This is a genomic window from Corallococcus macrosporus DSM 14697, assembly GCF_002305895.1.
Lineage (GTDB): Bacteria > Myxococcota > Myxococcia > Myxococcales > Myxococcaceae > Myxococcus > Myxococcus macrosporus.
Genome location: NZ_CP022203.1, coordinates 4,940,735 through 4,966,977 on the forward strand (window position 1 = coordinate 4,940,735; position 26,243 = coordinate 4,966,977).

General features: G+C 69.8%; 23 protein-coding genes. 4 read left to right on the forward strand and 19 right to left on the reverse strand.

What is annotated here, in order from left to right:
* Positions 1-17 precede the first annotated feature (17 nt).
* From MYMAC_RS20025 to crtI, 7 genes are all read right to left on the reverse strand, one after another.
* Positions 18-893, reverse strand: a complete 876-nt coding sequence (locus tag MYMAC_RS20025; protein WP_095959239.1) for an arginase family protein — start codon at positions 891-893, stop codon at positions 18-20.
* Positions 890-2,116, reverse strand: a complete 1,227-nt coding sequence (locus MYMAC_RS20030) for an arginase family protein (RefSeq protein ID WP_095959240.1) — start codon at positions 2,114-2,116, stop codon at positions 890-892. Before MYMAC_RS20030 ends, MYMAC_RS20025 begins: the two co-directional genes overlap by 4 nt.
* A gap of 21 nt (positions 2,117-2,137) precedes the next feature.
* Positions 2,138-3,436 carry a hypothetical protein gene (locus tag MYMAC_RS20035; protein ID WP_095959241.1) on the reverse strand — a complete coding sequence of 433 codons (1,299 nt, stop codon included), beginning with the start codon at positions 3,434-3,436 and terminating at the stop codon, positions 2,138-2,140.
* Between the two features lie 125 nt (positions 3,437-3,561).
* Complete coding sequence (locus tag MYMAC_RS36915) at positions 3,562-3,711, reverse strand: hypothetical protein (protein WP_013940671.1); 150 nt, start codon at positions 3,709-3,711, stop codon at positions 3,562-3,564.
* A gap of 119 nt (positions 3,712-3,830) precedes the next feature.
* Positions 3,831-5,102: a lysophospholipid acyltransferase family protein gene (locus tag MYMAC_RS20040; RefSeq protein WP_157757521.1), complete on the reverse strand. Its 1,272-nt coding sequence runs from the start codon at positions 5,100-5,102 to the stop codon at positions 3,831-3,833.
* Complete coding sequence (locus MYMAC_RS20045; RefSeq protein ID WP_239988905.1) at positions 5,099-6,634, reverse strand: radical SAM/SPASM domain-containing protein; 1,536 nt, start codon at positions 6,632-6,634, stop codon at positions 5,099-5,101. The genes MYMAC_RS20040 and MYMAC_RS20045 overlap by 4 nt, the downstream gene beginning before the upstream one ends.
* Before the next feature lie 719 nt (positions 6,635-7,353).
* On the reverse strand, positions 7,354-8,853 hold the full coding sequence (gene crtI, locus MYMAC_RS20055) for a phytoene desaturase family protein (protein ID WP_239988906.1): 1,500 nt from the start codon (positions 8,851-8,853) through the stop codon (positions 7,354-7,356).
* Positions 8,854-9,032: 179 nt separating this feature from the next.
* On the opposite strand from crtI, the gene MYMAC_RS20060 reads away from it, so the two are divergent.
* On the forward strand, positions 9,033-14,327 hold the full coding sequence (locus MYMAC_RS20060; RefSeq protein WP_095959246.1) for a trifunctional serine/threonine-protein kinase/ATP-binding protein/sensor histidine kinase: 5,295 nt from the start codon (positions 9,033-9,035) through the stop codon (positions 14,325-14,327).
* Between the two features lie 65 nt (positions 14,328-14,392).
* Here the strand turns inward: MYMAC_RS20060 and clpX are convergent, their stop codons facing one another.
* The 3 genes from clpX to MYMAC_RS20075 all read right to left on the reverse strand — a co-directional run bounded on the left by clpX (position 14,393) and on the right by MYMAC_RS20075 (position 17,507).
* On the reverse strand, positions 14,393-15,670 hold the full coding sequence (gene clpX / locus MYMAC_RS20065; RefSeq protein ID WP_013940676.1) for an ATP-dependent Clp protease ATP-binding subunit ClpX: 1,278 nt from the start codon (positions 15,668-15,670) through the stop codon (positions 14,393-14,395).
* A gap of 223 nt (positions 15,671-15,893) precedes the next feature.
* A complete protein-coding gene (locus MYMAC_RS20070) occupies positions 15,894-16,550 on the reverse strand; it encodes a hypothetical protein (RefSeq protein ID WP_043711433.1) in 657 nt (218 codons plus the stop codon).
* A 27-nt stretch (positions 16,551-16,577) separates the two neighbouring features.
* Entirely contained in the window at positions 16,578-17,507 is a 930-nt protein-coding gene (locus tag MYMAC_RS20075) for an AgmX/PglI C-terminal domain-containing protein (RefSeq protein WP_204816833.1), read from the reverse strand.
* Between the two features lie 44 nt (positions 17,508-17,551).
* Here MYMAC_RS20075 and MYMAC_RS20080 point away from each other — a divergent pair, with 44 nt between their 5' ends.
* Positions 17,552-18,397 carry a tRNA pseudouridine synthase A gene (locus tag MYMAC_RS20080; RefSeq protein ID WP_095959248.1) on the forward strand — a complete coding sequence of 282 codons (846 nt, stop codon included), beginning with the start codon at positions 17,552-17,554 and terminating at the stop codon, positions 18,395-18,397.
* Between the two features lie 27 nt (positions 18,398-18,424).
* Here the strand turns inward: MYMAC_RS20080 and MYMAC_RS20085 are convergent, their stop codons facing one another.
* Complete coding sequence (locus MYMAC_RS20085) at positions 18,425-18,589, reverse strand: ribbon-helix-helix domain-containing protein (RefSeq protein WP_021780942.1); 165 nt, start codon at positions 18,587-18,589, stop codon at positions 18,425-18,427.
* Between the two features lie 59 nt (positions 18,590-18,648).
* The gene (locus MYMAC_RS20090; protein WP_095961633.1) at positions 18,649-19,224 is read right to left on the reverse strand and encodes a hypothetical protein; all 576 of its coding nucleotides are present in this window, start codon (positions 19,222-19,224) and stop codon (positions 18,649-18,651) included.
* A gap of 255 nt (positions 19,225-19,479) precedes the next feature.
* On the opposite strand from MYMAC_RS20090, the gene MYMAC_RS20095 reads away from it, so the two are divergent.
* A complete protein-coding gene (locus MYMAC_RS20095) occupies positions 19,480-21,285 on the forward strand; it encodes a leucine-rich repeat domain-containing protein (RefSeq protein ID WP_239988907.1) in 1,806 nt (601 codons plus the stop codon).
* Positions 21,286-21,336: 51 nt separating this feature from the next.
* On the opposite strand, the gene larE is transcribed toward MYMAC_RS20095, so the two are convergent.
* From larE to MYMAC_RS20130, 7 genes are all read right to left on the reverse strand, one after another.
* Positions 21,337-22,224: an ATP-dependent sacrificial sulfur transferase LarE gene (gene larE / locus MYMAC_RS20100; protein WP_095959249.1), complete on the reverse strand. Its 888-nt coding sequence runs from the start codon at positions 22,222-22,224 to the stop codon at positions 21,337-21,339.
* A 99-nt stretch (positions 22,225-22,323) separates the two neighbouring features.
* Positions 22,324-23,115 (reverse strand): adenylyl-sulfate kinase, encoded by a 792-nt coding sequence (gene cysC, locus MYMAC_RS20105; RefSeq protein ID WP_013940682.1) that lies wholly within the window; start codon positions 23,113-23,115, stop codon positions 22,324-22,326.
* A 193-nt stretch (positions 23,116-23,308) separates the two neighbouring features.
* Positions 23,309-23,722: a M67 family metallopeptidase gene (locus MYMAC_RS20110; protein ID WP_013940683.1), complete on the reverse strand. Its 414-nt coding sequence runs from the start codon at positions 23,720-23,722 to the stop codon at positions 23,309-23,311.
* Complete coding sequence (locus tag MYMAC_RS20115; RefSeq protein ID WP_095959250.1) at positions 23,719-24,360, reverse strand: ubiquitin-activating E1 family protein; 642 nt, start codon at positions 24,358-24,360, stop codon at positions 23,719-23,721. Before MYMAC_RS20115 ends, MYMAC_RS20110 begins: the two co-directional genes overlap by 4 nt.
* A gap of 5 nt (positions 24,361-24,365) precedes the next feature.
* A complete protein-coding gene (locus MYMAC_RS20120; RefSeq protein ID WP_043711437.1) occupies positions 24,366-24,638 on the reverse strand; it encodes a ubiquitin-like small modifier protein 1 in 273 nt (90 codons plus the stop codon).
* Positions 24,639-24,645: 7 nt separating this feature from the next.
* Entirely contained in the window at positions 24,646-24,885 is a 240-nt protein-coding gene (locus MYMAC_RS20125) for a sulfurtransferase TusA family protein (RefSeq protein ID WP_095959251.1), read from the reverse strand.
* Positions 24,873-25,640 (reverse strand): HesA/MoeB/ThiF family protein, encoded by a 768-nt coding sequence (locus tag MYMAC_RS20130; protein ID WP_095959252.1) that lies wholly within the window; start codon positions 25,638-25,640, stop codon positions 24,873-24,875. Before MYMAC_RS20130 ends, MYMAC_RS20125 begins: the two co-directional genes overlap by 13 nt.
* Positions 25,641-25,761: 121 nt before the next feature.
* On the opposite strand from MYMAC_RS20130, the gene MYMAC_RS20135 reads away from it, so the two are divergent.
* Positions 25,762-26,151: a hypothetical protein gene (locus MYMAC_RS20135; RefSeq protein WP_239988909.1), complete on the forward strand. Its 390-nt coding sequence runs from the start codon at positions 25,762-25,764 to the stop codon at positions 26,149-26,151.
* The last annotated feature ends 92 nt before the right edge of the window (positions 26,152-26,243 follow it).

Sequence of the window (26,243 nt, forward strand, 5' to 3'; positions counted from 1 at the left end):
GATGATGAACAGTAGCGCTAGCTCGCGCGGTTCGAGCGCCCGAGCTGGGAATGCCATTGGTCCGCGGCCTCGCGAATGAGCTCCGCGGCGATCGCGCTCGTCGAGGTCTGGACGTCGAGCACCGGGTTGACCTCGACCACGTCGAGCCCCGAGATCCTGCGTTCGCGCACCAGCGCGCTCAGGATCCGGCGCACGTGCAGCGGGTGCAGGCCATCTGGCACCGGGGCGCCGGTGCCGGGCGCATGGAACGGGTCCACCGCGTCGATGTCGATGGAGACGTAGCAGGGCAGCGCTTCCGGCACGAGCGCCAGGAGCTCGGCGTCGGACAGGTTGCGCGCGCGGGCCGAGGTGATGACGACGGCGTCATCCCCCAGCGAGCGCTCGTCGCCCACCGTGATTCCCCGGTAGCCGATCTGCACGATCCTGCGCACGCCGGGCAGCTTCGACAGCCTGCGCAGCACCTGCTTGTGGTCGTGGAACGGCGTCCCCTCCCACGGGCTGAAGTCCGTGTGCGCGTCAATCCAGACCAGGCACAGGTCCCCGGCGGACTGCAGCACCGACACGGGCGCGTAGCTGATGGAATGGTCGCCGCCGAGGAACAAGGGGCGCAGGCCGCGCGCCAGGATGTCCTTCGTCGTCGCCGCCAGCCGCTCCAGGTAGCGCGCCAGGTTCGCCGGCCCCGCCACGTCGCCCCAATCGCAGCCAGGGACCCGAGGGGGTGCCAGGAGCTGGCTCGCCTCGCGTATCGCCGCGGGGCCCTTCGCCGCGCCGCGAGCGATCGGGTTGCCCAGGTCCGTCGGCGCGCCCACGACGCAGAGCGCGCCCGGCTCAGCCAGCGCCAGGCTGCGGTCCGGCCAGCCGAACAGCGACGCGCGCGGGCTTGCTCCGCTCATCGCTCGGCCCCCCCATGGCCGCGGGAGGCCTCCATCGCGGTCAGCGCGAGGTCGCAAGCGACCGCCGCGGACAGGTGCGCGAGCCTTGACCGCGTGTCCAGGCCAACGAGGTCGATGCCGACGATGCGGTGCCGCTGGCCCAGCGCGGAGATCACCCCCCTGAGCTCGGCCTGTGACAGCCCGGCCGACACGCCGTGCTCGTCCGTCCGCATGCACTCCGGCGTCGTGAGGCCAAGGTCGATTGACAGATGCACGTCGCCGCCCCAGTCACACGCCAGCGTGTCCAGGGGGGCGCGGCGCAGCGCCTCCACGTCGTACACCGTCACCCGGCCGCTCGGGCTCGCGGGGGGCGGCTTCAGCCCGCCCAGGCTCACGAACCGCTCCACCCCTTCGAGTTCCAGGAGACGGGCCGCGACCTCCTCCGCCCCGATGACCTCGGCGCCCGACGCGGGAGACGTCGCCAGCTCTGCGGAGAGCCGGACGACGGTCAGCGGCCCCCGGCGTCGGAGCGCCGCGGCAACGGCGTACGTCACCGAGCCGTCCCCGCCAAGGACGACCGGCACCGCCCCCTCCCCCAGCGTCCCGAGGACCGAGGCGATCCGTCCGAACAGCTCGGCCTGCTCCTCTCCGTATTCGACGTAGACGTCGCCAGCGTCGGCCAGCGAGGCGCCCCGCATGATCCAGGTCTCCCGGTTCGCGTCGAACCAGCCGTTGGGACGGCCGTCGGCGATTCGCATCCGGTAGAGGTAATCGAGCGACTTCTGCCGGATCGCCGTCGGCGCGGCGCGGCAGTCGACGGCGCCCGCGAGGTCGTAGGGCACGCCCAGCACCACGAAGTCGCTGGCCGCGCCGTGGGCCGGCGCGTTGCAGAAGCGGTAGGGCACCGTCGTGCGCAGCCGGTCCGCGCGGACCGCGCGCGGCGCGTCGGCGTCGAGGAGGAGCCGCTTCTCCAGCAGCCGGCCCACCTGCGCGCGCGCCCCGGCCGCGGCGCCAGGCGGGACGACCTCCTCCAACCTGCGCGGCTTCGCGAACGCCTTCAGGAACTGGTAGGCGGCGGTGGACAGCTTCATGCGCGCCGCGGTGGCCGTATTCGCGACCGTGACGTGGGTCGCGTCCTGGCTCTCGAGGATCAAGTCGTCGGAGAGCACCAGGCGAATCGTGGACAGGTCGCCCCACCCCGCGGGTGAATCAGGCGCGTCGACTGAAGAATCCGGGTTGCGCATGCTCGCTCTCGGCCAGGCCGCTCAGGCCCCGCTGTGCCGGACCTGGGCCCGGAACGCCCAGAGCTTGCCAAGCAGATTGACCGCGCGTGTCGCCAGGCTCCACAGCGTGACGGCCGCGCCCGCGAGCATCAACGAACGCCAGAAGACCTCCAGGAACACCTTGAGCACCTCGATCAACGGCGCTCCCTCTCCAGCCGCCTGGACGAAGGCGCGCAACAACGCGGGGTACTCCTTGGCGATGCTCAGAATCACGAACTGGAAGATCACCTTCAGGATGTAGGCCAGGAACACCGTGCCCAGCGCCGTGTAGATGCCAAGCGCCCACCTGGCCTTGCGGGTCAGGTTGACCTTCGGCCCTGGCTCCCGGACGCCAAAGAGCCTGCCTCCCAGGTGCTGAACCCAGAGCATCTGCTGCTTGCGCAGGTTCACGATGCCGAAGAAGTCGCTCATCAGCCAGTAGCCGTCCATGCGGAGGAACGGGTTGAAGGTCGTCGCGATCGAGAGGTCGATGATGACGAAGGCGACGAGGAAGATGATGTCCCCGGTCCGCAGGAACAGCCCCAGCATGGCGAGCAGGAAGATCGATTCGAAGTAGACCCCGCCGATGTCCACGACCGCGCGCTGCCGCCGCGGGAGCTTCCAGGCGTCCGAGACGTTCGTCCAGAGGACCGTATAGATGATGTAGACGCCCCAGCCGATGGTCATCCGCCGGCAGCCGTAGTGAGCGGCGGCGCTGGCGTGCCCGAACTCGTGACAGAGGGTCCCCAGGGTGGAGAGCAGCATCACGGCCAGGACGCCCGTGGCGTCGAGCTGGCTGAAGTCGGCGCGCTGAGCCGTGAGCAGCACACCGTAGACGTAGGCGTGCGAGAGCACCGCCAGGATCAAGCCCAGCACCAGGGCCGGCGTCTTGAACATGAAGCCCAGGCGCCGGGCAATCGGCTCGACGACGCTGGGCGGGATGATGGGGAGCTTGATGAACAGGAACGCGCGCTTGGGCTGTGAGCTGACGCCCGCCCGCGAAGCGTCCTGATCCGGGTGAACGAGGATGCCCTTGGGGAGCAGCGACTTCTCGACCAGCCGCCGGAGCCAATCCCGCTCGAAGCTCCCCTGTCCGCGCTGCAGAAACGCGTCAATGGCTTCGTCAATGGTGCGGACCCCGTCGAACTCCCGCACCAGGTCCATGTAGGCCGCCGGCAGCGCGAAGCGCACCGCGTCATTCCCATCAGGGACGGCGCACATCACCATCGGCTTCGCCGCATCCGAGTCGAAGTCGGATACCTCGAGGTGGGGATTGGCCAGTGGGCGGGCGGGTTGCGTCATGGTCCGAGCTCCCTGAACTCGCCTTCCAGGCAGACCCTTCGGGCGCTTCGATCGAACTGCGACCGGATCGGACCCAAGCCCGATCCGGCCTAGAAACAATCGGCGTTCGCCGAGTGTCCTACAGCTTACTCCACCGAGCGCTCGACCTGGGCGTCGCAGCGGCCGTTGCAGCGGCCGGCCAGCTCCAGACGGTCCTCAAGCTCGATGATCTCGAACTCGTCGATCAGGAGGCTCTCGTTCTTCTCAACCGTCACGGCGTTCTTGTCGTTGTTCACGTGATGCTCCTCTGGGGGATGCACTTTTTCGTTACTGCATTACCAATCCCCGTGCATTGGAGGGTGGTAATCCCTTTCAGCGCGCTGCCTCCGCGCGCATGGTCAAACAAGCCCTGCGTTCACCCGTGGCACCGGACGGCGTCCCGCGACGCGAGCTGGCAGATCAAGCTCCACATCCGCGAGCGCACGTCGCTCGGGTGCTGGTCAAGCCACTGCAGGTCCACGCCCCGGCCTTCGTCCGCGAGGCGCGCCGCCAGGTCCATGATGGCGAGCGGAAACTTGTAGCAACGCCCGGTCATGGCGTCGGTCCAGACGATGTCGTTCTCACCCGGGAGCTCGACGATGCGCCGCGTGTCCATCACCACCCGGCCGCCCGTCCCCAGGTGCTCGCGCAGGCGCTGCTCAATCTCGTTGGCGGGATGCGTGACGGAGGGGGCCGGGAGCCGCCACTGGTGGAACAAGTCGCCGCCGCACCACTCGTCGGCATATGCGTTCAGCGCCTCGCCCAGGAAGGTGTACGCGCTCTGCACGGCCTCCTCGACGAAGCGCTCCGCGTCCGCGCCGCGCAGCGGCCCGCCCGGATCCAGGACCGGCCCCAGCCTGCACGCCCGCTGGCCGTCGAGGTTGTGGGCCACCATCGGGATGACCGGAGAGCCGAACCTCGCCGCCATGACGAACAACCCGTTCTTGACCCGGCACTCGCTCCCTAGGAGCGCGACCTTCGAGCGCCGCGCGTCTCCCCGCGTCCCGTCGTTGCCCGTGTTGCCGTCAATCGTGGAGAAGACCAGCTCGCCCCGTGCGAGCGCCTTGGCCAGCGAGATCGCGCCCGCGCGCGCCTCGACGTCCACGAATTCGAAGTGTTTCCAGAGCGCCGCGCCCGGGTTGCTGGCCCTCGCGGTCCAGTAGTCGTTGTACGAATCGCTGGCGAGCGGCAGGTGCGTCGCGATCCCCGCATGCGCGAACTCGGAGGGGAGATAGCGCATGTGACCGAAGTGGAAGGACACCCCCACCACCCCACGGCCGCGCTCGAGCAGCGCGCGCACCTGCTCCAGGTGCGCCCCGTTCACTTGCGGCGCGTCAGGCGCCGACGTCAACCGCGGCAGGTAATGCTGATGGTACTCCCACCCGCCGAGGATCTTGCTGATCGCGGCGGCGCGCGCGGCTTGCGCAATCCGCTCCCGTGGCCAGTCACGGCCGAACAGCGACACGAGGTTGAGCCGGTAGGCGCGCAGTCCGAACGGCAGGAGCTCATCGTCGCTGAGCGAATGGACCAGGTCGAACACCTCGCTCCTGCTCACGTCGCTCCGGGCGAGCAGGTGCTTGACCCGATCGACCCTGGACGCGGTGGGGATGGCGGCGTTCTCGGGGGCAGCCCCCTGGGTCATCGTCATGGCGCGCTCTGCTTGGCGTCGGGTGGCGTCTGCGACTCCCGCTCCTCTCCCCCGCTGTCTGCCTCAGGCAAGGCCGCTGCATCAGCGGCGGCGCGCTTCGCGCCATCCTGGGTGGCCTTGAAGTAGTCCACCATCTCTCGCTTGGCGGTGAAGCGGATGGTCGGGCAAGGACGCTGGTTGTAGTCCATGCGGATCTGCGGACAATGCACGCCCTGGCACGCCGGCAGGTTGTGGCAGCTCTGGCATCCGGTGTCCCGCTCGAAGGCCGGCTCGGTCCACAGGGCCATCTTGTCCGTGTTCAAATCGAGCGTGCCGTCGGGGAGGATCTTCCCGACGATGTTGCGGTCCTTCTTGTTGAGATCGATGGTGCACTTCATCAGGTCGCCATGGGCGCCCACGATGAAGTTGTAGGGCCTGACCGCGTAGCACACGTCCGTCCCCACCCTGGCGCCGGGCCGCCACCCGCTGGTGACGCGCAGCCCCAAGGTCCGGGCCGCGGCCTTCAGCCGCATGTGCGCGGAATGGGATTCGTCCTTGCCGCAGACGTCCAGGTTGGCGTCGTTGCTCCCGCCCCAGCGTCCCACCGCGTGGAAGGAGACGGTGAAGCGATCATCCCCGCTGAACCTCTCCTGGAGGGACTTCAGGAAGGTCTCCAGCCCTTCGACATTCGTCTTGGCGAAGTTGACGCGGATGACGACCGAGAAGTCGTCCTCGCGCTCGCTCAGCTTCACCAGGTTGTCGTAGATCGTCTGGTATGTGCCGCCGCCGTCGCGCGCCGGCCTGTGCTGGTTGTGGTGCTCCGGCAGGCCGTCCAGGGTGATCTGGAAGTCGGTGATGCCCCACGACAAGAGGCGGCCGGCCACGTCGTCCGTCAGCAGGTAGCCGTTCGTGGTCATGTGGCTGGAGAACCGCAGCCCTTCGCGCTTCGCAGTCTCCGCGAAGAACGGCGCCAGGTCCTCGATGGCCTCCATCCCGTACAGCGGCTCGCCCCCGAACCAGGAGACGTTGAACTCGCGCAAGGACCGGACACGGCTCTCCACGAGCTTCTTGATGCTCGCGCGCACCTCGGGGCGCATCGTGCCGCGCTTGAAGTCCTCGTAGCAGTACGTGCACCGGAAATTGCAGTCCTCCGAGGCCAGCAGGATCAGCTCGAGGATGTCACTGCGGTGATTCGCCTGGCCGAACGCATACTGGACCCGGCGCAGCTCATCGGCCTCCTTCTCAATCAGGAAGCCTCTCTTGGAGAGGTAGCCGGTGATGCCGTCGTCGCTGGCGGTGATGCCCTGCTGGCTGAGCAGCTTGAGCACCGACTCGCGTTGCGCCGGGCGGAACGCGTTCAGCGACCCTGAGTAGGTGTTCCACAGCAGCAGCCAGCCGTCGTCCGTGAGCGCGTGGACATTGAAGCGCGAAGGCTTCCATTGCCGCTTCAAGGCGACCGGCTTGAGAGGGGTGCTCGCGGGTGTTTCACCGACCGAAGCGCTCGGCATCCGATCGAGAGGGGACTTGAAGAGGATGTCCTTGCCCGTTGCCACGCGACCTCCTTGCTACTCGGACCGGAGCAAGCTCCATTCCGGCGATACAGCGTGAGGCGAGACTTCAATACATTCCCTCTTTTGCTTGCTAGCATGTTCTAACTGGAGCTGCAACAGGCCCACCCAGCAAAACATGAATGTCGCTGTTGTATCGAGCTGCGTCATGAATGCCCCAGACCTGGGTCAAAACATGAGTCAAGGCAGGGACGCGCTCGCGTCACCGCGACAGCCGCCCCCGGCCGTCAGGTTGCGCGGATGATGGACACAGCCGGCCGATGACACGGCCGTGGCCGGAGCCTTCCGGCTCCGGATTGCTCACGCGCAAACACAGGTTCGTTCCGCGCCGAGAAGGTGGGCCGCTCATTCGAGGCCCACTCATGATGGCTCGAGAGAGTCAACCTCCCTCAAAAGCACACAGGAAACTGCTCACAGAGGCAGCTGGAACCCATTGAATAGCACCGATAGACACAGGTGCAGCTCGCATCGGCGCACTGATCCGGACACCGATCAATGCTGGCTTGAGCCTCCGCTGGCCGGACCGTTCCCAGCATGCCTCCGAAAACAACGCCCACGACAAAGACCCACTTCTGGATTCCCTTGCGCATGACAAATCCTCTCAATGGGACTGCGCGGCAAATCCTACCACACGAACCAACCCAGGATAGCCCCCCATCCGTGGCTCAACGCGCCATCACGTCCCACGCCCGTCGAAGCGTCCGCTACGCCAGTGGAATCACGGCGTCGACGATCTTCGCGGAGCACAGCACAGCGGGGAGCCCCGCCCCGGGATGCGTGCCCGCCCCGACCATGTAGAGGCGTTCCACGTCCTCACTGCGAGCCTGGGCGCGAAGGAACGTCGTCTGAAGCAACGTTGGCGCGAAGCTGAACGCGGCCCCCCGGAATGAGCGCAGCTCGTCGCGGAAGTACTCCGGGGTGACCATCCGCGACGTCACCAGCTCCGCGCCCAGCCCTGGCAGCACGGTCCGCGACAGCCGTTCCTCCAGCGCCCTCCGGAATGACTCCGCCCGATGCCTCCACTCCGAGCCCGTCCCCAGATGCGGCACTGGCGCCAGCACGTAGAAGGCGTCATGCCCGACCGGAGCCAGCGCCGCGTCCGTCGCCGTGGGCCTGTGCAGGTACAGCAGCGGGTCTGGGGACGGCTGCCCCGGCCCCTTCAGCCCCGAGAACATCCCCCGGAAGTCCTTGCCGAACAGCAGCGTGTGGTGCGCCACCTCCGGATACTGACGCCGCGTCCCGAAGTACCAGAGGAACGCGCTCATCGAGTACCGCGCCCGGTCGATGCGCTCGTCCGTCCAGTGCTTCCGGACATGCCCGGGCAACAGGTACCGGTACGTCCACGCCGCATCCGCGTTCGACACCACCACGTCCGCGGCCAGCCCCGTCCCATCCCCGAGCCGAACCCCCGTCGCCTTCCGCCCCTCCAGCGTGATCTCCGTCACCTCACTGCCGTAACGGACCTCGCCGCCCAGGGACTCCAGCAACGCCACCAGGCCGCGGACCAGGGCCCCCGTGCCGCCCACCGGGAAGAACGCGCCCCAGCGGCGCTCCACGAATTGAATCGACGTGTACACCGCGCTCGCGGTCGCGAAGGGGCTGCCGCCGATCAGCAGCGGATGAAAGCTCAACGCCTGCTGAAGCCGCTCGTCGCGGATGTGCTTCGACACCAGCCCGAACATCGACCGGAACGCCTCGTCCCGCACCAGCGCGGGGGTGAACGGCGCCAGGCTCAGCACGTCCGGCACCGGCGTGCTCATCAGCGTGCCAATGCCCGCCTCGTACATCCGCTCCACGCGGGCGCACAGCGACAAGAACCCCGCCTCATCCCTGGGAGACAGCCGGCGCACGGACTCGCGCATCGCCTCGCGGTCCGTGTGGTAGTCGAACGTGGAGCCGTCCGGGAACCGCATCCGGTACAGCGGCGCCACGGGCCGCAGCTCCACGTAGTCCGCCATGCGCTGGCCCGCGAGCGCCCACAGCTCTTCCAGCAGGTGCGGACACGTAATCACGGTGGGCCCCGCGTCGAACGTGAAGCCCTCCTGCTGGAAGGCGTTCGCCCGCCCGCCCGGTCCGTCCCTCCGCTCCAGCACCGTGACGCGCCAGCCACGCGCCGCCAGCCGGATGGCCGCGGCCAGTCCACCGAAACCACTGCCAATCACGAGCGCGCGGCGTCCGCCGCTTCGCGCGGCCACACCAGCCATCCCAGAGGGTCTCAGCACGGTGAGACGATCCATCGCACACCCGCGAGGTCCGCTCCACCCTGGCCTTCCGCCGGCCATCCAGGCTCACGAGCGCCGCACTGTGTTGCGAGCCCCCTGCGCCACGACTAGCCTCACCCGCTTCAACGGGGAGTGCGCTCCTGCGCGCACGGGTGGAAGCAATGATGGATGTACCCGGCTACCGCATCGGCAGAGAACTCACCACCGCGGGCGCCTTCCAGCTCCTGCGCGCCACACGCGAGGAAGATGGCGCCCCGGTCCTCCTCAAGGTCCCCGACACCACGCGTCTTCCCTCGGCCACCGCGCGGCTGCGCCATGAATGGGAGCTGACGAACGCCCTGAACCTCGACGGCGTCCTCCAGCCCCTCGCCTGGACTGAAGCACGAGACGGCGCCCCCGTGCTCGTCCTGGAGGGCTTCGGCGACGCGACGCTGGCACAGCGCCTGTCCCACGGCCGCGTCGAGCCCCGCGCCGCCTGCCGCATCGCGCTGTCGCTGGCGCGCGCCCTGGGCGGCATCCACGAGCAGGGCATCCTCCACCGGGACCTGAACCCCAGCAGCATCGTCGTGGGCACGGACGGCGAGTCCGTGAAGCTCACCAGCTTCACCCTCGCCACGCGCCGGCCCCGCGCCGAGGTCGCGCCGCTCGCCCCCGAGCGACTGGAGGGTACGCTCGAATATCTCTCGCCCGAGGGCACGGGACGAACCCACCGCAGCGTGGACTCGCGCGGCGACTTCTATTCCATGGGCGTGGTGCTCTACGAGCTGCTCACCGGCCGCCGCCCCTTCGCGGACACGGATGCGCTGGGCCTCATCCACGCCCACGTCGCCCTCCCCCCGGCGCCGCCCGTCACCGTCGAGCCCGGGCTCCCCCAGCCCCTCTCCGACATCGCCCTCAAGCTCCTCGCCAAGTCCCCCGAGGACCGCTACCAGAGCGCCTACGGGCTGGTGGCGGACCTCCAGCGCTGCCTGAAGGCCCTGGAGGCCCCGGGGCCCGTCGCCCCGTTCATCCTGGGCGCCAAGGACGTCCCCGAGCGCTTCGCCGTCCCCGAGAAGCTCTACGGCCGCGAACCGCAACAGGCGGCCCTGCGCGAAGCCTTCGAGCGCGCCGCCTCGGGCCGCTCCGCCTTCGTCCTCGTCTCCGGGGCCGCGGGCATGGGCAAGTCCGCCCTCACCGGGACGCTCAAGCGCCCCGTCACGGAGCGCCACGGGCACTTCGCGCGCGGCAAGTACGACCAGCTCCTCCGCGACACACCCTACAGCGGCATCTTCGAGGCCTTCCGCGAGGTGGCGCGCGGACTGCTCGGCGAGCAGGAGCACGACCTGGAGCGCTGGCGGCATCGCCTCCTCGAAGCCGTGGGCGGCATGGGCCGGCTCGTGGTGGACGCGGTGCCTCGCATGGCCCTGGTGCTCGGGGACCAGCCCCCCGTGCCCGAATTGGGGCCCGCGGAGTCGGAGCTGCGCTTCCAACTCGTCCTGCGCAAGCTGGTGGGGGCGCTCGCCTCGCGGGAGCACCCGCTCGTCCTCGTCCTGGACGACCTCCACTGGGCGGACAGCACCAGCCTGCAGCTCCTCCGGCTCCTCCTGACGGACCGGGACATCGAACACCTGCTCGTCATCGCGGGCTGCCGCGCCGAGGAGCTGAGCCCCGACCATCCCGTCGAAGGCCTCGCCCGCGCGCTGCAGGAGCACGGCACTCCGGTCCACCGCATCGACCTGGCGCCGCTGTCACCCGAGGACATGACGCGGCTGGTGTCGGACGTGTTCCCTCCCGCCGAGGGACAACCCGACGCCCAGCTCGACGACCTGGTGCTGTCGTTGTCGGAAGGCAACCCGTTCCACGCCGTGCAGCTCCTGCGCACCTTCTACGAGCGCGGCCTGGTGCGCTTCGACGCGGACGGCGGGGGCTTCCGCTGGGATGCCACCGCGCTGCGGGGCCAGGACTTCAGCGACGGCGTGGTGGCGCTGCTCACCTCCCGCATCCGCGAGCTGTCCTCGTCCGCCCAGGCCCTGCTGCCCATGGCCGCGGCGCTGGGCCACACCTTCGACCTGCACAGCCTCGCCATCGTCCTGGAGCACACCGACGAGGAGGCCGCGAAGGGCCTCGGCGAGGTCCTGCAAGCCGGGCTCGTGACGCCCATCGACGACGCCGACGTCGACACCGGGGGCACGTACCAGTTCACCCATGACCGCGTGCAGCAGGCCGCGCTGGAGCTCATCCCCGCGGACGTGCACCCGGAGATTCACGCGCGCATCGGCCGGCTGCTGCTGCGGCACACGCCGCCGGAGCGGCTGGACGAAGGGCTCGCGGAGCTCGTCAGCCACTTCCACCTGGCCTTGCCCGTGCTCCATGACGAGCAGGAGCGTCACCGCGTCGCGGAGCTGGATCTGCGCGCCGGCCGCAGCGCCAAGTCTCGCGGCGCCTGGGACGCGGCCCGGCGGCTGCTGAGCACGGGCCTGTCGCTGCTCGGCGACGACGGCTGGCGGAAGGACCGGCGGCTCACCTTCGACCTCCACGTCGACGCGTCCGAGGCCGCCTACCTCGCGGCCGACTTCGACCAGATGGAGCGGCTGGCGGCGGCGGCGCTGGCCCAGGCGGTGGACGGCGCGGAGGAGGTCCGGGTGCAGGAGGTCCGGCTCCAGTGCCTCGCGCACCGGGGCGAGCACTCGCGCGGCGTGGACCTGGGCCTGGAAGTGTTGCGCAAGCTGGGCCAGCCCCTGCCCGCGAACCCCAAGCAGCCCCACGTCCTGGCCGCGGTGGCGAAGACGAAGCTGCGCCTGGGCCTGCGCAAGCCCGAGGACCTGGCGGCCCTGCCCGAGTGCACCGATCCGCTCCTGCTCGCCACCCTGCGGCTGCTGGTGAAGCTGTCCTCGCTGGCCTTCATGGCCCGCCCGCTGCTGTTCCCGCTGGTGGTGCTCCGCGTGCTCCAGCTCACCATCCGCCACGGCGCCACGGGCGTGGCCGCGTTCGGCTACGTGGGCTACGGGTTGATGCTGAGCGTCCACCTGGGCAACCCCGAGGAGGGCTTCCGCTACGGCCGGCTGGCGCTGAAGACGCTGGACCGCTTCCACGCGGAGAGCCTGCGGGCCATGGTGACCTTCGTCTTCAACCTCTTCATCCGGCACTGGAAGGAGCCGCTGTCCGGCTGCATCGACGACTTCCTCGCCGCCGCGCAGAAGGGCCAGGAGACGGGCGACATCGAGTACTTCGGCTACGCGGCCAGCGCGGGCTGCGCCACCGCCATCATCGCCCGGGACGGCCTGGCCGACGGCGGCCCGCGCATGGACCGGTACCGCGACACGCTGGCCAACCACCGGCACAAGAACGTGCTCTTCGTCGAGTACATGCGCCACACGCTCGACTCCCTCACCGGCGCCTTCACCGGCGACGTGGAGGCCCGCGAGGAGGAGCTGGTCGCGCCGTACCGGCAGCTCGACTACGCCAACGGCATCGCCACCTGTGACGTGCTGCGCACCCTGCGCCGCTGGCTGTGGGGCGACGCACGCGGGGCCCTCAAGAGCGCCGCGGCGGTGGACGCGCAAGTCGAGCTCATCGCCGGGCAGATCTACCTGCCCTGGTACAAGTTCTACCAAGGCCTGGCGCTCATCGCCGTCCACCCGACGCTGGGGCCGCTGGACCGGCTTCGCTCGTCGCGCGCCATCGACGCCATCCGCAAATCCATGCGCGGCTGGGCGAACCTCGCCCCGATGAACTACGGCGCCCGGGCGGAGCTGCTGGACGCGGAGCGGGCGCGGCTGGACGGACAGGAGGACACGGCGGCGGACGCGTATGACCGGGCCATCCGGCTGGCGCGCCAGTACGGCCTGTCGCTCGACGAGGGCGTGGCCTGCGAGGCCGCGGCGCGCTTCCACCTGACGCAAGCCCGCGAGCGCGTGGCGCGCACCTACCTGGAGGAGGCCCGCGCCGCCTACCTGCGTTGGGGCGCTCGCGCCGTCGCGGCCCGGCTGGAGCGGGAGCACCCCCGGCTGCTCCCCACCGCGCCCGAGCCCACGCGCACCGACGCGCCCACCGAGGCCTCCCTGGCCGCGCTGGACCTGGCCTCGGTCATCAAGACGGCGCGCGCGCTGTCCGGCGAAATCGTCCTGGGCAAGCTGCTGCGCAAGCTGATGACGCTGGTCATCGAGAACGCGGGCGCGCGCCGGGGCGTGCTGCTGCTGAAGCGGACCGAGGGCCTGGTCATCGCGGCGGAGGGCTCGGTGGACAGCGACGGCGTGGTGCTGGAGGCGCCCATCCCCATGGAGGCCTCCACGGCGCTGCCCGCCTCCATCCTCCACTACGTGGTGCGCACCGGGGAGACGGTGCTCCTGCACGACGCCTCGGCGGAGGAGCCCTTCTCCGAGGACCCCTACGTCCGCAGCGCCCAGCCCAAGTCCCTGCTGTGCAGCCCGCTCTTGAAGCAGGGCTCACTGACGGGCGTGCTCTACCTGGAGAACGACGCCACCCGCGGCGCCTTCACCCGCGAGCGGCTGGAGGTGCTGCGCCTGCTGTCATTCCAGGCGGCCATCTCCCTGGAGAACGCCGGCCTCTACGCCAGCCTGGAGGAGTACAGCCGGACGCTGGAGCGCCGCGTGGAGGAGCGCACGGCTGAAATCCAGCGCAAGAACGCCGAGCTGGCGGAGACGCTCACCCGCCTCCAGGAGATGCAGCGTCAGCTCGTCGCGCAGGAGAAGCTCGCGTCCCTGGGCGCGCTCACCGCGGGCATCGCCCACGAGCTCCAGAACCCGCTCAACTTCGTGAACAACTTCTCCAACCTGTCCTCGAAGCTGGCCGGCGAGTTGGAGGAGACGCTGAAGGGCATGGCGGACCGGCTCGACAGCGAGGCCCGCGAGGACGTGCTGGAGACGCTCCAGGATTTGAAGCAGAACGCCCAGCGCATCCACAGCCACGGCAAGCGCGCCTCGGACATCATCAAGACGATGCTCCGGCACTCGCGCAAGTCGGAGGGCACCCGCTCCAAGGCGGACCTCAACCTGCTGGTGCGCGACAGCGTGAATCTGGCGGTGCAGGGCCTGCGCAGCCGCCCCGGGGGCGCCAGCGTGAAGATGGAGACGTCGCTGGACCCCACCGTGGGCATCGTGGAGCTGGTGGCCAGCGACATCAGCCGGTTGCTCACCAACATCCTCGACAACGCCTTCTACGCCGCGGCGCAGCAGCAGCAGCAGGCCGGCGCCGGCTTCACGCCCCAGGTGCACCTGCGCACCCGCCGCGTCGGCAACAAGGTGGAGCTGCGCATCCGCGACAACGGGCCCGGCATCCCCGAGCACCTCCGCGAGAAGCTCTTCCACCCCTTCTTCACCACCAAGCCCGCGGGCGTGGGCACGGGGCTGGGGCTGTCGCTGTGCCACGACATCGTCCAGGAGCACCAGGGCGAGCTCCGCGTGGAGAGCACGCCCGGCGCCGGGGCGGAGTTCATCGTCACCCTGCCCGCGCCCTGAAGAGCGAAGGCCCCGCCTCCCGGGTGGGAAGCAGGGCCTTGGACGCCGGGAGAAGCAAGACGCCGCTAGGCCGTCTTCTTCTCCTTCTCCATGACGAGCTGGGGCGCCTCGTGCTTGGTGATGACCTGCTCGGTGATCTTGCACTCCTTGACGCCCTCGCGGAACGGCACGTCGTACATGATCTCCAGCATCGCATCCTCCAGGATGGCGCGGAGACCGCGCGCTCCGGAGTGACGGCGCATCGCCTCGCGGGCGATGGCGCGCAGCGCCTCCTTGGTGAAGGTCAGCTTCACCTTCTCCATCTCGAAGAGCTTCTGGTACTGCTTCACCAGCGCGTTCTTCGGCTGGGAGAGGATGATGACCAGGTCCTCTTCCTTCAAGTCATTGAGCGTGGCGATCATCGGCAGGCGGCCGATGAACTCCGGAATCATGCCGAAGCGCATCAGGTCTTCCGGCTCGGTCAGCGCCAGCAGCTCGCCCACGCTGCGCTCCTCGCGGTGGGTGATCTTCGCGCCGAAGCCGAGGCCCTTCTCGCCCACGCGGCGCTTGATGACGCCGTCGATGCCGTGGAAGGCGCCGCCGCAGATGAACAGGATGTTCGTCGTGTCGACCTGGACGTACTCCTGCTGGTTGTACTTCTTCCCGCCGCGCGGCGTGACGTTGGCCCGGGTGCCCTCGATGATCTTCAGCAGGGCCTGCTGCACGCCCTCGCCGCCCACGTCGCGGGTGGCGCTGGGCATGTCACCCTTGCGCGCGATCTTGTCGATCTCGTCGATGTAGACGATGCCGCGCGAGGCCTTCTCCACGTCGTAGTCGGCGTTGTGGAGGAGGTTCTGGATGATGTTCTCCACGTCCTCGCCCACGTAGCCGGCCTCGGTGAGGCTGGTGGCGTCGGCGATGGTGAAGGGCACGTTGAGGAAGCGCGCCAGCGACTGGGCCAGCAGCGTCTTTCCGCTCCCCGTGGGGCCAATGAGCAGGATGTTGCTCTTGCTCAGCTCCACTTCCTCGCCGCCGGGGCTCTTCACGCCCGGACGCGGCCGAGAGGTCGGCTTCTTCTGGTAGATGCGCTTGTAGTGGTTGTAGACCGCCACCGCGAGGACCTTCTTCGCCTGGTCCTGTCCGATGACGTAGTCGTCGAGGAACGCCTTGATCTCCTGCGGCGTCGGCAAGCTGACCTGGGGCTTGCCCTCCTCGCGCTCGTTCTCGTCCGCGATGATGTCGTTACACAGCTTGATGCATTCGTCGCAGATGTAGACCGTCGGGCCCGCGATGAGCTTGCGGACCTCGCGCTGCGACTTGCCGCAGAACGAACAAGACAGGTTGACGTGGTGCTCCTTCTTCACTGCCGCCTCCGAGTTCGCCGGCCCCGCTAAGCCGGAGCCTCCTACGCCGTCCACCGCTCCCCTACCCGCACGGCCTGCCCACGTCTCGAACAGCCGTCAGGCCCACCTTCCACGCGGCCCTGAACCACTATAGGGCCCTCCCCTTCGGGCAGGAAGCCCGGCGGTACAGGCCCGTTGCCGAGCGTACAGCCCCGGCGACGGGTCAGCGTTCAGTAACAGCGGCTCAGGCGTCCGTCACGCCCGAGGCGATGTCCTCGAGGTCTTCGGCCAGGGCGGCTGCCCGCTCGGCGACGGCGTTCGGAATCCGACGGCTCCCCGACAGCTCGGAGGCGAGCTTGCGGGCCATCTGCGCCAGCTTCCGCACCTGGGCGCTCTCCGGAGGCGGCTCCGGCGGGGGACGGGGGAAGCGCTCGGCGAACTCCTTCTTCAGCTCGGCCGGGTTCTTCTCCGGGCTCCAGATGCTGTCGCGCAGGGACTTGTATTCAGTGGGCGACAGCTGGCCCCGCTCCTCCGCGTCCGCGAGCACTTCGATGACCTCGAAGGCGGGTGCGCGCTGGGGGAACTCCTGTGCGGTAAGCTCCTCCTCCGGCTCGTGCTTGGTCAGGAAGCTGAACGAGCGGGTGAGCTTCAAGGCGGTCTGCTTCTTGATGTGCAGTTCCTTGAGGCAGTAGGCCTCGAAGGAGGGGTAGCCCCACTCCTCGAACTTGGCCTCGTCCCGGACCTGGACCAGGAGCTTGCCCAGCTCGGCCCAGGTGGACTTGAAGCGCTTGGCTGCCGTCAGCACGGTGTGACGGAAGGTCCCCGGCGGGACGCTCATGGCCTTCTTCGCGATTTCGGTCTCTGCAACGGATGCGGCGGACATGCCCACGGTATCGGGCATGGCCGGGGTGCCGGCAAGAAAGTGGCCCTACCCCCGCTTGCCGATGGTGAACGACAGGCCCACCGTGGCCCGCTCGCCCTCGTAGGCGCGGAAGGGCCACTTCCGCATCTCCGTCAGGAGACAGTCGTAGAGTGGACCCTTCTTGAACTGCGGGTTGTCCACCCACAGCTTGCTCACCCGGCCGTCATTCCCGATGACGAACTCCATGGGGATCTTGGCGTAGATGCCCGGGCTGCGCGCCCCCTCTTCCTTGAAGCACCGGAAGAGCGTGGACTTGTTGCTGGCCACCACCCGGTTGATGGCGGACTGGTCGAACTGCTGCGCCACCTCCATGCCGTCCGGCTCCGTGCTCACGCTGCCGCTCGGCCGGGGCTTGCGGTCCGGCGGGGACCGGGTGGTGGAGGCCATGGCCACCTTCCCCGGGCCGCTGCTGCCCGTGGCCGGCTTCACCCCGGGCCCGCCCGAGCCAGGACGCCGCGCGCCACCGGCGGGGTACTCGAAGAGCTCCTCCTCATCCACCCGGGCCTGGGCCACGCGGATGGTGATTTCGCCCATCTCGAAGTCGTCCGGCTGGGCCTCGCCGCCGCCGAACCAGCCGTGGACCGCGGCGTTGCGCGCCACCTGGATGCCGACGACGCCCAGCACCACCACGCCCGCCACGGCGGCGCCGCCCAGGAGCTTCAGGCGCTTCGCGGACTTCGCCCGCTCCACCACGACGGCGGCGTCCACCCGGGCGCGCGCCTCGGCCCGGGCCACGTGCGTGCGGAACGCGTCCACCTCCGACATGCGGTGGAATTCCCGCTCCCCGGCGGGCGCCACCAGGGTGTCCGGCGTCAGCTCACCCGCGCCGAGCTTCTCCACGATCTGCGCGCCACTGAGGGGCCCCAGGACCAAGTCCCCGTGCTTGAAGAGCCAGTGTCCGTCCACGTCCGCCGCAAGGTCTTGTCCAGCCGCCATTTCGCGCGCGAGTATCCCGTGATTCCCCACACCCAAGCAACGGCGTGCTCCCCTCCACCACCAAGCGAATTCCCGTCGCACTGTGGATCTGGTACCGCGGCGGAAACTTCCGCGGCTTCCAGCGCCAGGTGGAGGGGCCCACCGTGCAGTCGGCCCTGGAAGAGGCGCTCCAGTCCGTGGGCGTGCCGGCGACCTTGATGCCTTCGGGGCGCACGGACCGGGGGGTCCACGCGCGGATGCAGGTGGTGAGCGTCCGGCTGGAGGCGGGGGATTCGGCGGAGTCGCTGGAGCAGCGGCTCCCGCCCCGGCTGCCACCGGGCCTGGGCCTGTGCGCGGTGCGGCGGCCCACGTCCTTCCATGCGCAGTGGAGCGCGTGCGGCAAGGAGTACCGCTACCGGCTCCAGTTGGGCGGCGCCGTGACGCCCGCGTGGGCGCCGTATGCGCTGGACGTGTCCGCGGATCCGCCGCTCCAGGGGACGACGGTGACGCCGGAGCGGCTGGCGGCGGTGCTGCGCAGGGCGGAAGGGACACGGGACTTCATCGCCTTCCATGAGAAGTCCAGTCCACGCAAGCCGCGCACGCTGGAGTCCGCCACCCTGCACGCGCTGGGCGGTGGGCTGTACGAGGCCCGGCTGCGCGGGGACGGCTTCGCGCGCTACCAGATCCGCTATCTCGTGGGGAGCGCGTTGAAGGTGGCCGCGGGGCTGCTGCCGGAAGAGGCGTGGCTCGCGGCGCTCGAGACGGGTCAGGCCCTGGAGGGCTTCAAGGCGCCCGCTCACGGCCTGGTGCTCTGGGAGGTTCGCTACCCTCCCAAAGTGGACCCCTTCACCGCCGGGGAGCGTCTCCATCCCCCGGGGCTTCCGCTGGAGCCACCCTTCTCCTTCGGGTGACGCGCGGTGGGGCCCGGTCGGCCGTCTTCAGTCGACGAGCCGCTCCTCGTACTTCGCGAGCAGGTCCGAGATGGCCTCGCGGAGGTACTCGCTCTGGCGGATGCGGGTGGAGCGCGACAGGTCCTTGAGGGCGTCGAGCTTCTCGCGGTTGAGCCGGAAGACCACAGAAGTAAGGCGGGGGCTGATGTCCATGTGCGCGACCTCCTACAGATGCACACACATTCTCACAGGTCGGTCTGATCGCAAGAAATTCACTTCGATCCGACCGGGAAGATCCACTGAACCCCGGTGAAGGCTTCGGCGTCTCCGCGCAGGCCCGCGCCAAACCCGAGCGAGAGCCCGAGTCCCCCGAACACCGCGAGCCGCTCGGAGAAGGTGTGTCGCAAGCCCAACGCTACGCGAGGCCCCAACCACGGCCCAGAAAACGGCCTGATCAGCAGGCCCAGATCATAGAAGGTCTGCCAGGACCCATCGCCGTGGAAGCTCCGGTAGCCCCCGGCCACCGAGAGCTCCGGGCCGCGGAGGCTGCCGCGGATCACCACGAAGACCTCGTCCCCGTCGTAGCCCACGGTCCGGCTGGCCCCGAGGTCCAGATGCGCGTCCCCGCCCTTCTCGGCGTCGTCCTCGGTCCGGTTGATCAGCTCGGTATAGGAGGCGCCGGGGCCGAGGATCAGCGAGAAGGCCCGGCGTTCCGCGTAGGGCGTGTCGAGGTACTCAGCGGCGCCGGCCGCGGTGGGCAGGCTCACGGCGCAGGCGCTGATCAGCCCGTGGATGCGGCGGGTCAGCCGGGAACCCGTGCTGGGAAGTGGGGAGCGTTCGCGGGCCATGGCGCGGATGAAGGTTCTAGCAGGGACACGCGCCTCGGGGCGCCCTTGGGGCATAAGACGTCGAACGCTCCACCCCCGGCGCACCGGATCCTGGCGCGTCACCGGGCTTGCCCGCCGTTTCCGCGGGACCGTAGTCTCACGCCCGCGCTGCCGGAGGCCCCCTTGAGGGCGACGGTCGCGAAGTGTGACGCGGTGGGACCGATTCCACCCTGTTCGGGGGTGAGTTTGCGCGCAGGCTTCCTGAGGTTCGCGGGATTGATTCTCGGCCTGGCCGCATGTGCCACCACCCGCCCCGCGCCCGTCATCCCCTCCCCTGCCGCAAGCCCTGTTGTCGTCACGGCTCCCCGGCGGCTCCTCACGGTGTTCCAGCTCGCTCCGGATGGGACCCGCGATGAGCTCGGGCAGTTGCCGCCAGGGCCCGAAGGATTCACCCCACCTGACTCGGGCGACTGGTACGCCGCCCCCCTGTTGCCCGTGCGGACCGAAGTGGAGGCACGCGACCTCGCCGCCGTCTTGCGCGAGCACCGCGTGCCCGGCGTGTCCTTCGACGGCGCCGCTGTCCCCGGCCCCGAAGTGCTCCGGGTGCTACTGCAGGGCTCCCATGTCGTCGCTCTTCACGTGTCCGGGACGAACTTCGGCGACGCGCACCTCGCCGCGCTCGAGGACGCGCCCCGAATCGAGGCCTTGCATCTCAGCGCCACCCGGCTCACCAACTCAGGGTTGGCCCCTCTTGAACGGATGCGGCGGCTGGCGGTGCTGCGGCTGGATGAAACATCTGTCTCGGACCCGGGCCTTGCGTCGCTTTCGGAGCACACCACCCTGCGCCGCGTGTCGCTCGCCGGGACAGCCGTCACGTCCCGGGGGCTCGAATTCCTCGCGCGGCAACCGGAGTTGGAGGAACTGGACCTCTCCGACACCTCCGTGGACGACACCGTCCTCGCCTCGCTGCCGGGCGCTCGGCTCCACACGCTCAGCCTGAGCGGCACGAGGGTAACGGACCGGGGCCTCCGGGCACTCACAAGCCTGCCCACCCTCAGGCGGCTGGGCCTCGCGCGGACGACCGTGTCGGATGCCGGCCTCAGACACGCAACGGGACTTCGTGCGCTGGAAGCCCTTCATCTGGGCAGCACGCGGGTGACCGACGCAGGGCTGGTCCACCTCGCGAAGCTGCCCGGGCTTCGTGCGCTGGTCCTCAGCAAGGCGGGAATCCGGGGAGCGGGCCTGCGTCACCTCGCGGGCCTGTCTCGGCTGGAAGTACTCCATCTCGACGACACCCGCGTAGGCGACGCAGCGCTGCGCCATCTTCACGGGCTCCTCGGTCTCCGAGAGCTGGACCTCTCCCGCACGACCGTTACGGGCGCGGGACTTCAGGAATTGAGCAACCTGGTGGCGCTCGAGTCACTCTTGCTCTCAGGTCTCGCCCTGACGGACGGCTCCCTGACGCGCCTCGCCCCGCTCAGCCGCCTGACCAGGCTCGATCTCAGCCGCACCCCCATTGGCCTGGAGGCGTTGAACAACCTGGGTCCACGCTTCCACCTGCGCCATCTTGACTTGAGCCGGACCGGGTTCACGGACGAATGGGTGTCCACCACGTGCCAGCTCTTCCCTGGCCTCCACGCCCTGAAAGCAGAACGCACACTCCTGACGGACGTGGGCCTGGGTCAGCTCGCCGGGCTGACGGAGCTGGAGGCCATCCATGTCGCGGGGACGCTCATCAGTGGCTCCGGCCTGACGGGCCTGCACGCCCTTACCCGGCTCACGAAGCTGGACCTGGGCGCGACCCGGTTGGACGCACAGGGACAGAAGGCGCTCCTGGGCTTCAAGAGGCTCGTCTGGCTGAGCCTCGCCGGGATTCGCAGTGGGGACGAGCTGCTCGGCCACCTGCCCAGCTCGCTCCGCACCCTCTACCTGACGCGCACGAACGTCACCGATGCGGGGCTCCCGGCGTTGCGCCAGCTACCAGGCCTCCAGGAACTCGACCTGCGCGGCACCACGGTGTCCGCGGAGGCCAGACAGACCCTGGTCCAGGAACACGGCATCCGCCTCATCACGGGGCTGTGAGTTTCATCCCGAGCGGCAAGCCCAGGGTCCGGGGCGCGTCGGCGACGCGGCTCAGCCCACCACGGGCAGCGCGAACCCCTCCGACTGCCCTGGCTTCGCGATGCCCGCGGCGTCATTCATCCGGCCGGAGCGGAACGGCTCCAGGTCCAACGCCACGAACTTGAACCCCAGCGCCAGGAACGCGGTGTTGATCTTCTGCCGCACGTCCGCCGCGAGGAAGCGCTCGTACTCCTCCGCCGCCACCTCCAGCCGCGCCACGTCCTGGTGGTACCGCACCCGGAACTGCCGGAAGCCCAGCTTGCGCAGCTCCGACTCCGCGGCGGCGATCTGCAGCAGCCGATCCCTCGTCACCGCCGTGCCATACGGAATCCGTGACGCCAGGCACGCCATCTGCGGCTTGTCCCAGGTCGGCAACCCGAGCGACTGGCTCCACGCGCGGATCTCCTCCTTCGTCAGCCCCGCCTGCGCCAGCGGCGACACCACCTGGTGCTCCCGCGCCGCCTTGTGGCCGGGCCGGTGGTCCTTGAAGTCGTCCGCGTTGAAGCCGTCCAGCACCACCGCCAGCCCCAGCGTCTTCCGCTGCGCCTCGCAGATGTCGTACAGCTCCGTCTTGCAGAAGTAGCAGCGGTTCGTCGGGTTGGCCGCGTACTGCGGGTTCGCCAGCTCGTTGCTCCCCAGCACCACGTGCCGGGCCCCCAGCCGCTTCGCCAGCGCGCGGGCCTCGTCGGCCTCCTCCGGCGCCACGGACGCGGACAGCGCGGTGAGCGCGAGCGCCCGCTCGCCCAGCTCCTCCACGGCCACCTTCAACACGAAGGTTGAATCCACGCCGCCGGAGAAGGCCACCAGCGCGCTGCCATGGGCCCGCAGCGCGGCGCGCATCGCCTCCAGCTTGGGACGCGAGGACTCACACAGGGCCTGGATCCGCTCGGGGCTCAGCATGAAGCTCTCCTAAAACGGAAGGGCCCCGGATTGCACGCGCCGTTGCGCGGCAACCTGGAGCCCTTCAGGAATGACACATGGGCCTGGAAGCCCGGCCGCCTAGCGAGCCTTCCGCTTCGCCGCCTTCTTCGCCGCCGGAGCCGGCTTGGCCACCCGGGCCGCGCGCGTGGCCGGACGGGCCTTGGCGCCCTTGTCCGCCTTCGGCGCCTTCGCCGCCTTCGCCGCCGGCTTGGACTCCTCGGCGCGACGGGCCTTGGCCCCGCCCTTCTCAGGCTTCTCGGCCTTCTCCGCCCGCTCACCCTTGGCCGGCAGCGGGTTGGCCTTCATCTTCTTGCCGGTGATGATCTTCAGCTCCTCGGTGCTCATGTAGCCGAGGTCCAGGAGCGACTGGAAGATCTTCGCCGCGCCGTCCTCCACCGACTCCACGTCGGAGTGGATGGTGACCTCCGGCGAGTTGGGCGGCTCGTACGGCTCGGTGATGCCGATGAAGTTGGGGATCTCCCCGTTGAGCGCCTTCTTGTAGCGGCCCGTGCTGTCGCGCTCGATGAGCTTCTCGGTGGGGCAGTCCACGTAGACTTCCACGTAGCGCCCGATGGACCGGCGGTTCTCCTCGCGGCCCGGCTTGTACGGGCTCACGCAGGGCACCAGCGCCGCCACGCCGTTGCGCGTCAGCAGGCTGGCCACGAAGCCCAGCCGCTTCACGACGGTGGTGCGGTCCTCCTTGCCATCTCCCAGTCCCGCCCAGAGCGCCTCGCCAAGTTCACCCTCGTCGAGGATCTCGACGTTGCGGCCCACCTGCCGCAAACGCGCGGCGATGTAGGCGGCGGTGGTGCTCTTCCCGGTACCGGACATGCCGGTCAGCCAGAGGGTGAAACCAGTGTTGGAGGCCATATGGGTCGTCTACTCCCTGCGTCCGGAGCACTTCTTGCAAGCTGCGTAGGGACGCCGCAGATCCAGAAGATGGACGCGGTTATAGACGAAAACCCGGCCACTTGACAATTCGCGCCCACCTTTCCGCAGGTGGGGTTAACGGGCATTCAAGTGCCTGCTCAGACACGGCTTTTTCGTTTCTGAAATGCACTTTTCAGCCCGTTCGTGACACGAAGTTTCCCGCACACCACTCATACTCCGACACGTAGTGAACACTGCCGCAGTGTATGGATCCGACGAGATAGGAAACCTTGGGGAGCAGCGGATACCCCTCGGGCGCCGCACGCAGCGCGTCCTCGCGGGAGAAGGTGGCCGGCGCATCCACATGCGAGTGGAACACGCACACCACCCGCTCCGCCCGTGCATCCGCTTCCATGCACACCGACAACCACTCCTCGGGCGCGAAGGCATAGGCCTGCCGGGGATTGCCGGCGGCGTTGCGCAGGGGGCGGATCCGCAAGGCCCCCGTGCCCTCCTCGCGGAGGATCACCCCACAGCCCTCGAAGGGATACGCGGCCTCCAGGTGCCGGGACACCTCGGCGAGGACGGGCTTGGGCCAGGCGCTCACGGCGCGGAGGGCGCCTCACGGGCGGCGCAGCGAGCGCACCGGCGCGGCTCCAGCGCCTCCACGACTCCGGGCGGCACCAGCCACCGGCCGCCCAGCGCGGGCCCCAGGCCCAGCCGCAGCCGCTGGAACACCAGCGCCCCCAGCGTGCCCGCCGCCACGCCCAGCGCGCCATCCGGGGGCGAGCCCAGGTGACGCACCGTCTCGCCGAAGCACCAGACGCACCCCTCCGCGCTCCGGAAGACGACGGCGGCCCGCATGCCGTCACCGCCCAGGGCCACCCACGGCGCGTCACCGCTCCAGGCCGCCGGGAGCTCCGCCAACAGGCCTCCGCCCGGCCCCGTCGCCGCCGCGTCCGGGTTCAGCGCGGGCACCTCGCGGGCCAGCGCCTCCGTCAAGGGCAGGCCCACGTCGGAGGGCGCCATCAGGAAGCCCGGCGCCCAGGGCCCCAGCGTCAGCGAGCCCGCGCCCGCCACCGGCGTGCCGCCTCCCGCCAGGTACGCCGCCGCCGTCAGGCCGGACACGCCAATGCCATCCACCCGGACGGTGCCCGCCAGCAGCGCCTCCTGGCCCCGGCCGCCCACCTCGCGCAGGAGGATCTGCCGGGAGTAGCGGACGATTTGATCTTCCCGCAGCGCCATGGCCCTCAGCCTCCCGCCATGGCGGGGATGAGGGTGATGCGGTCCACGTCCTTCACCGGCGTGTCCAGGCCGCTCAGCGCGCGGATGTCCTCGTCGTTGAGGTACACGTTGACGTAGCGCCGCACCGCGCCGCGCTCGTCGAACACCCGGCCGCCGATGCCCGGGTGGCGCGTGTCCAGGTTCTTCAGCACCTCGCCCACGGTGGCGCCGGGGGCCGTGACCTCCGCCTGGTTGTTGGTGAAGCCGCGCATCGGGGTGGGGATACGAAGGGTCGCCATGGCTCTCTCACCTGCCCTGCTTGCGGAGCACCAGCCGGTGCGTTCCGTCCGGGAGCGCGTCCAGGGACACGACCTCGTGGCCCTCGTCGCGCGCGTTGCGGGGCACGTTCTTCAGCGGCTCGGCGCCCCGCAGGCGCACCTCCAGCAGCGTGCCCGGTTCCAATGGCTCCAACCTCAGCTTCGTCCGCACGTAGGTCATCGGACAGACCTCGCGGGTGATGTCCAACGTCGCCGTCATGTCGCGCACGCCTCGGGGGACTCCGGGTACTCGGGGATGGCCGTGACGCGGCAGCCCTCGCAGTCCGGCGCCCGCGTCACGCGCGTCCTCCGCCCCAGCAGCGACACGGCGTCCAGCACGTGCAGCGTGGCCTCGCCCCGCCCCGCGCGCGCCGCGCCCGACAGCAGCTCCAACGCCAGCAGGGCCTGCACCGCGCCCACCAGCCCCGCCAGCGAGCCGAGCACCCCCGCCTGGGCACACGTGGGCACCGCGTCGGCCGGAGGCGGCGCCTCATAGAGGCAGCGCAGGCACGGACCGCCCGGATCCACCCGCATCGCCTGCCCCTGCATGCGCAGCACGCCGCCATAGACGAGCGGCACGCCCGTCAGCACCGCGACGTCCGACAGGAAGAACTTGGTGGCCACGCCGTCCGTGGCGTCGATGACGGCGTCGTGCGCGCGGAAGAGCCCCTCCGCGTTGCTCGCGTCCACGCGCTCCGTGAGGGCCTCCGTGCCCAGGTCCGGGAAGGCCCGCGCCAGGCCCGCGACCGCGGACTCCGCCTTGTTGCGGCCCACGTCCTCCGTCCGGTGCCAGAGCTGGCGCGGCAGGTTCGTCACGTCCACGCGGTCCGGATCCGCCAGCGTCAGGTGCCCGACACCGGCCTGGGCCAGCGTCAGCGACGCCGGGCAGCCGAGCCCGCCCGCCCCCACCAGCAGGACGCGCGCGCGCTCCAGCCGGGACGCGTGGGGAATTCGGGGATGGTGGTCTGTGCCGTGGCCATGCATCGGATGACTGCTCCACGCGTCGGAAACGAATATGGTGAGGCCGCCTGCGTACCACCTTGCAGAAGGGCGCAGGTGTCTCTCCACCGTCCCGCCTCCGCGCGGCCCCCACCTGCCAGGACATATGAAAAACCTGACCGGCGTGCTCGTCTTTTCCGCTGCCCTCCTCCTGGCTCCCGGCTGCACCCGCAAGACGGGCGAGGCCCCGGGCCCCACCGACGCCTCCGCGGCCACGGGTGAAGCCGCGCGCACCGGCGCCAGCAAGGGCGCCCTGGGGGCGGAGGAGGACGCGGGCACGGTCAACAGCGCCCGCGCCGCCCAGGAGGCCTGCGTGGACGCGTGGCTCCAGAAGCAGGGGCTGGACGCGTACGGCAACCCGGAGGGCAGCATGTACGCGGGCGGCACGCCGCTCTTCGATGAACGGACAGGCGAGCGGACCGACCGGCTGGACTTCATCTTCAAGAACAAGCCCGAGGCGCGCCAGGCGTGCCAGGGGGACGCCTCCGCGCAGTGACGCGGTGCCCCGCGGGCGGCGGGGCCCGCCTCCTCGCCCCCCGAGAAGCAGGGCGGGCCACGTCCGGGATTCCCGGCCCCCCGGTTGCTCCC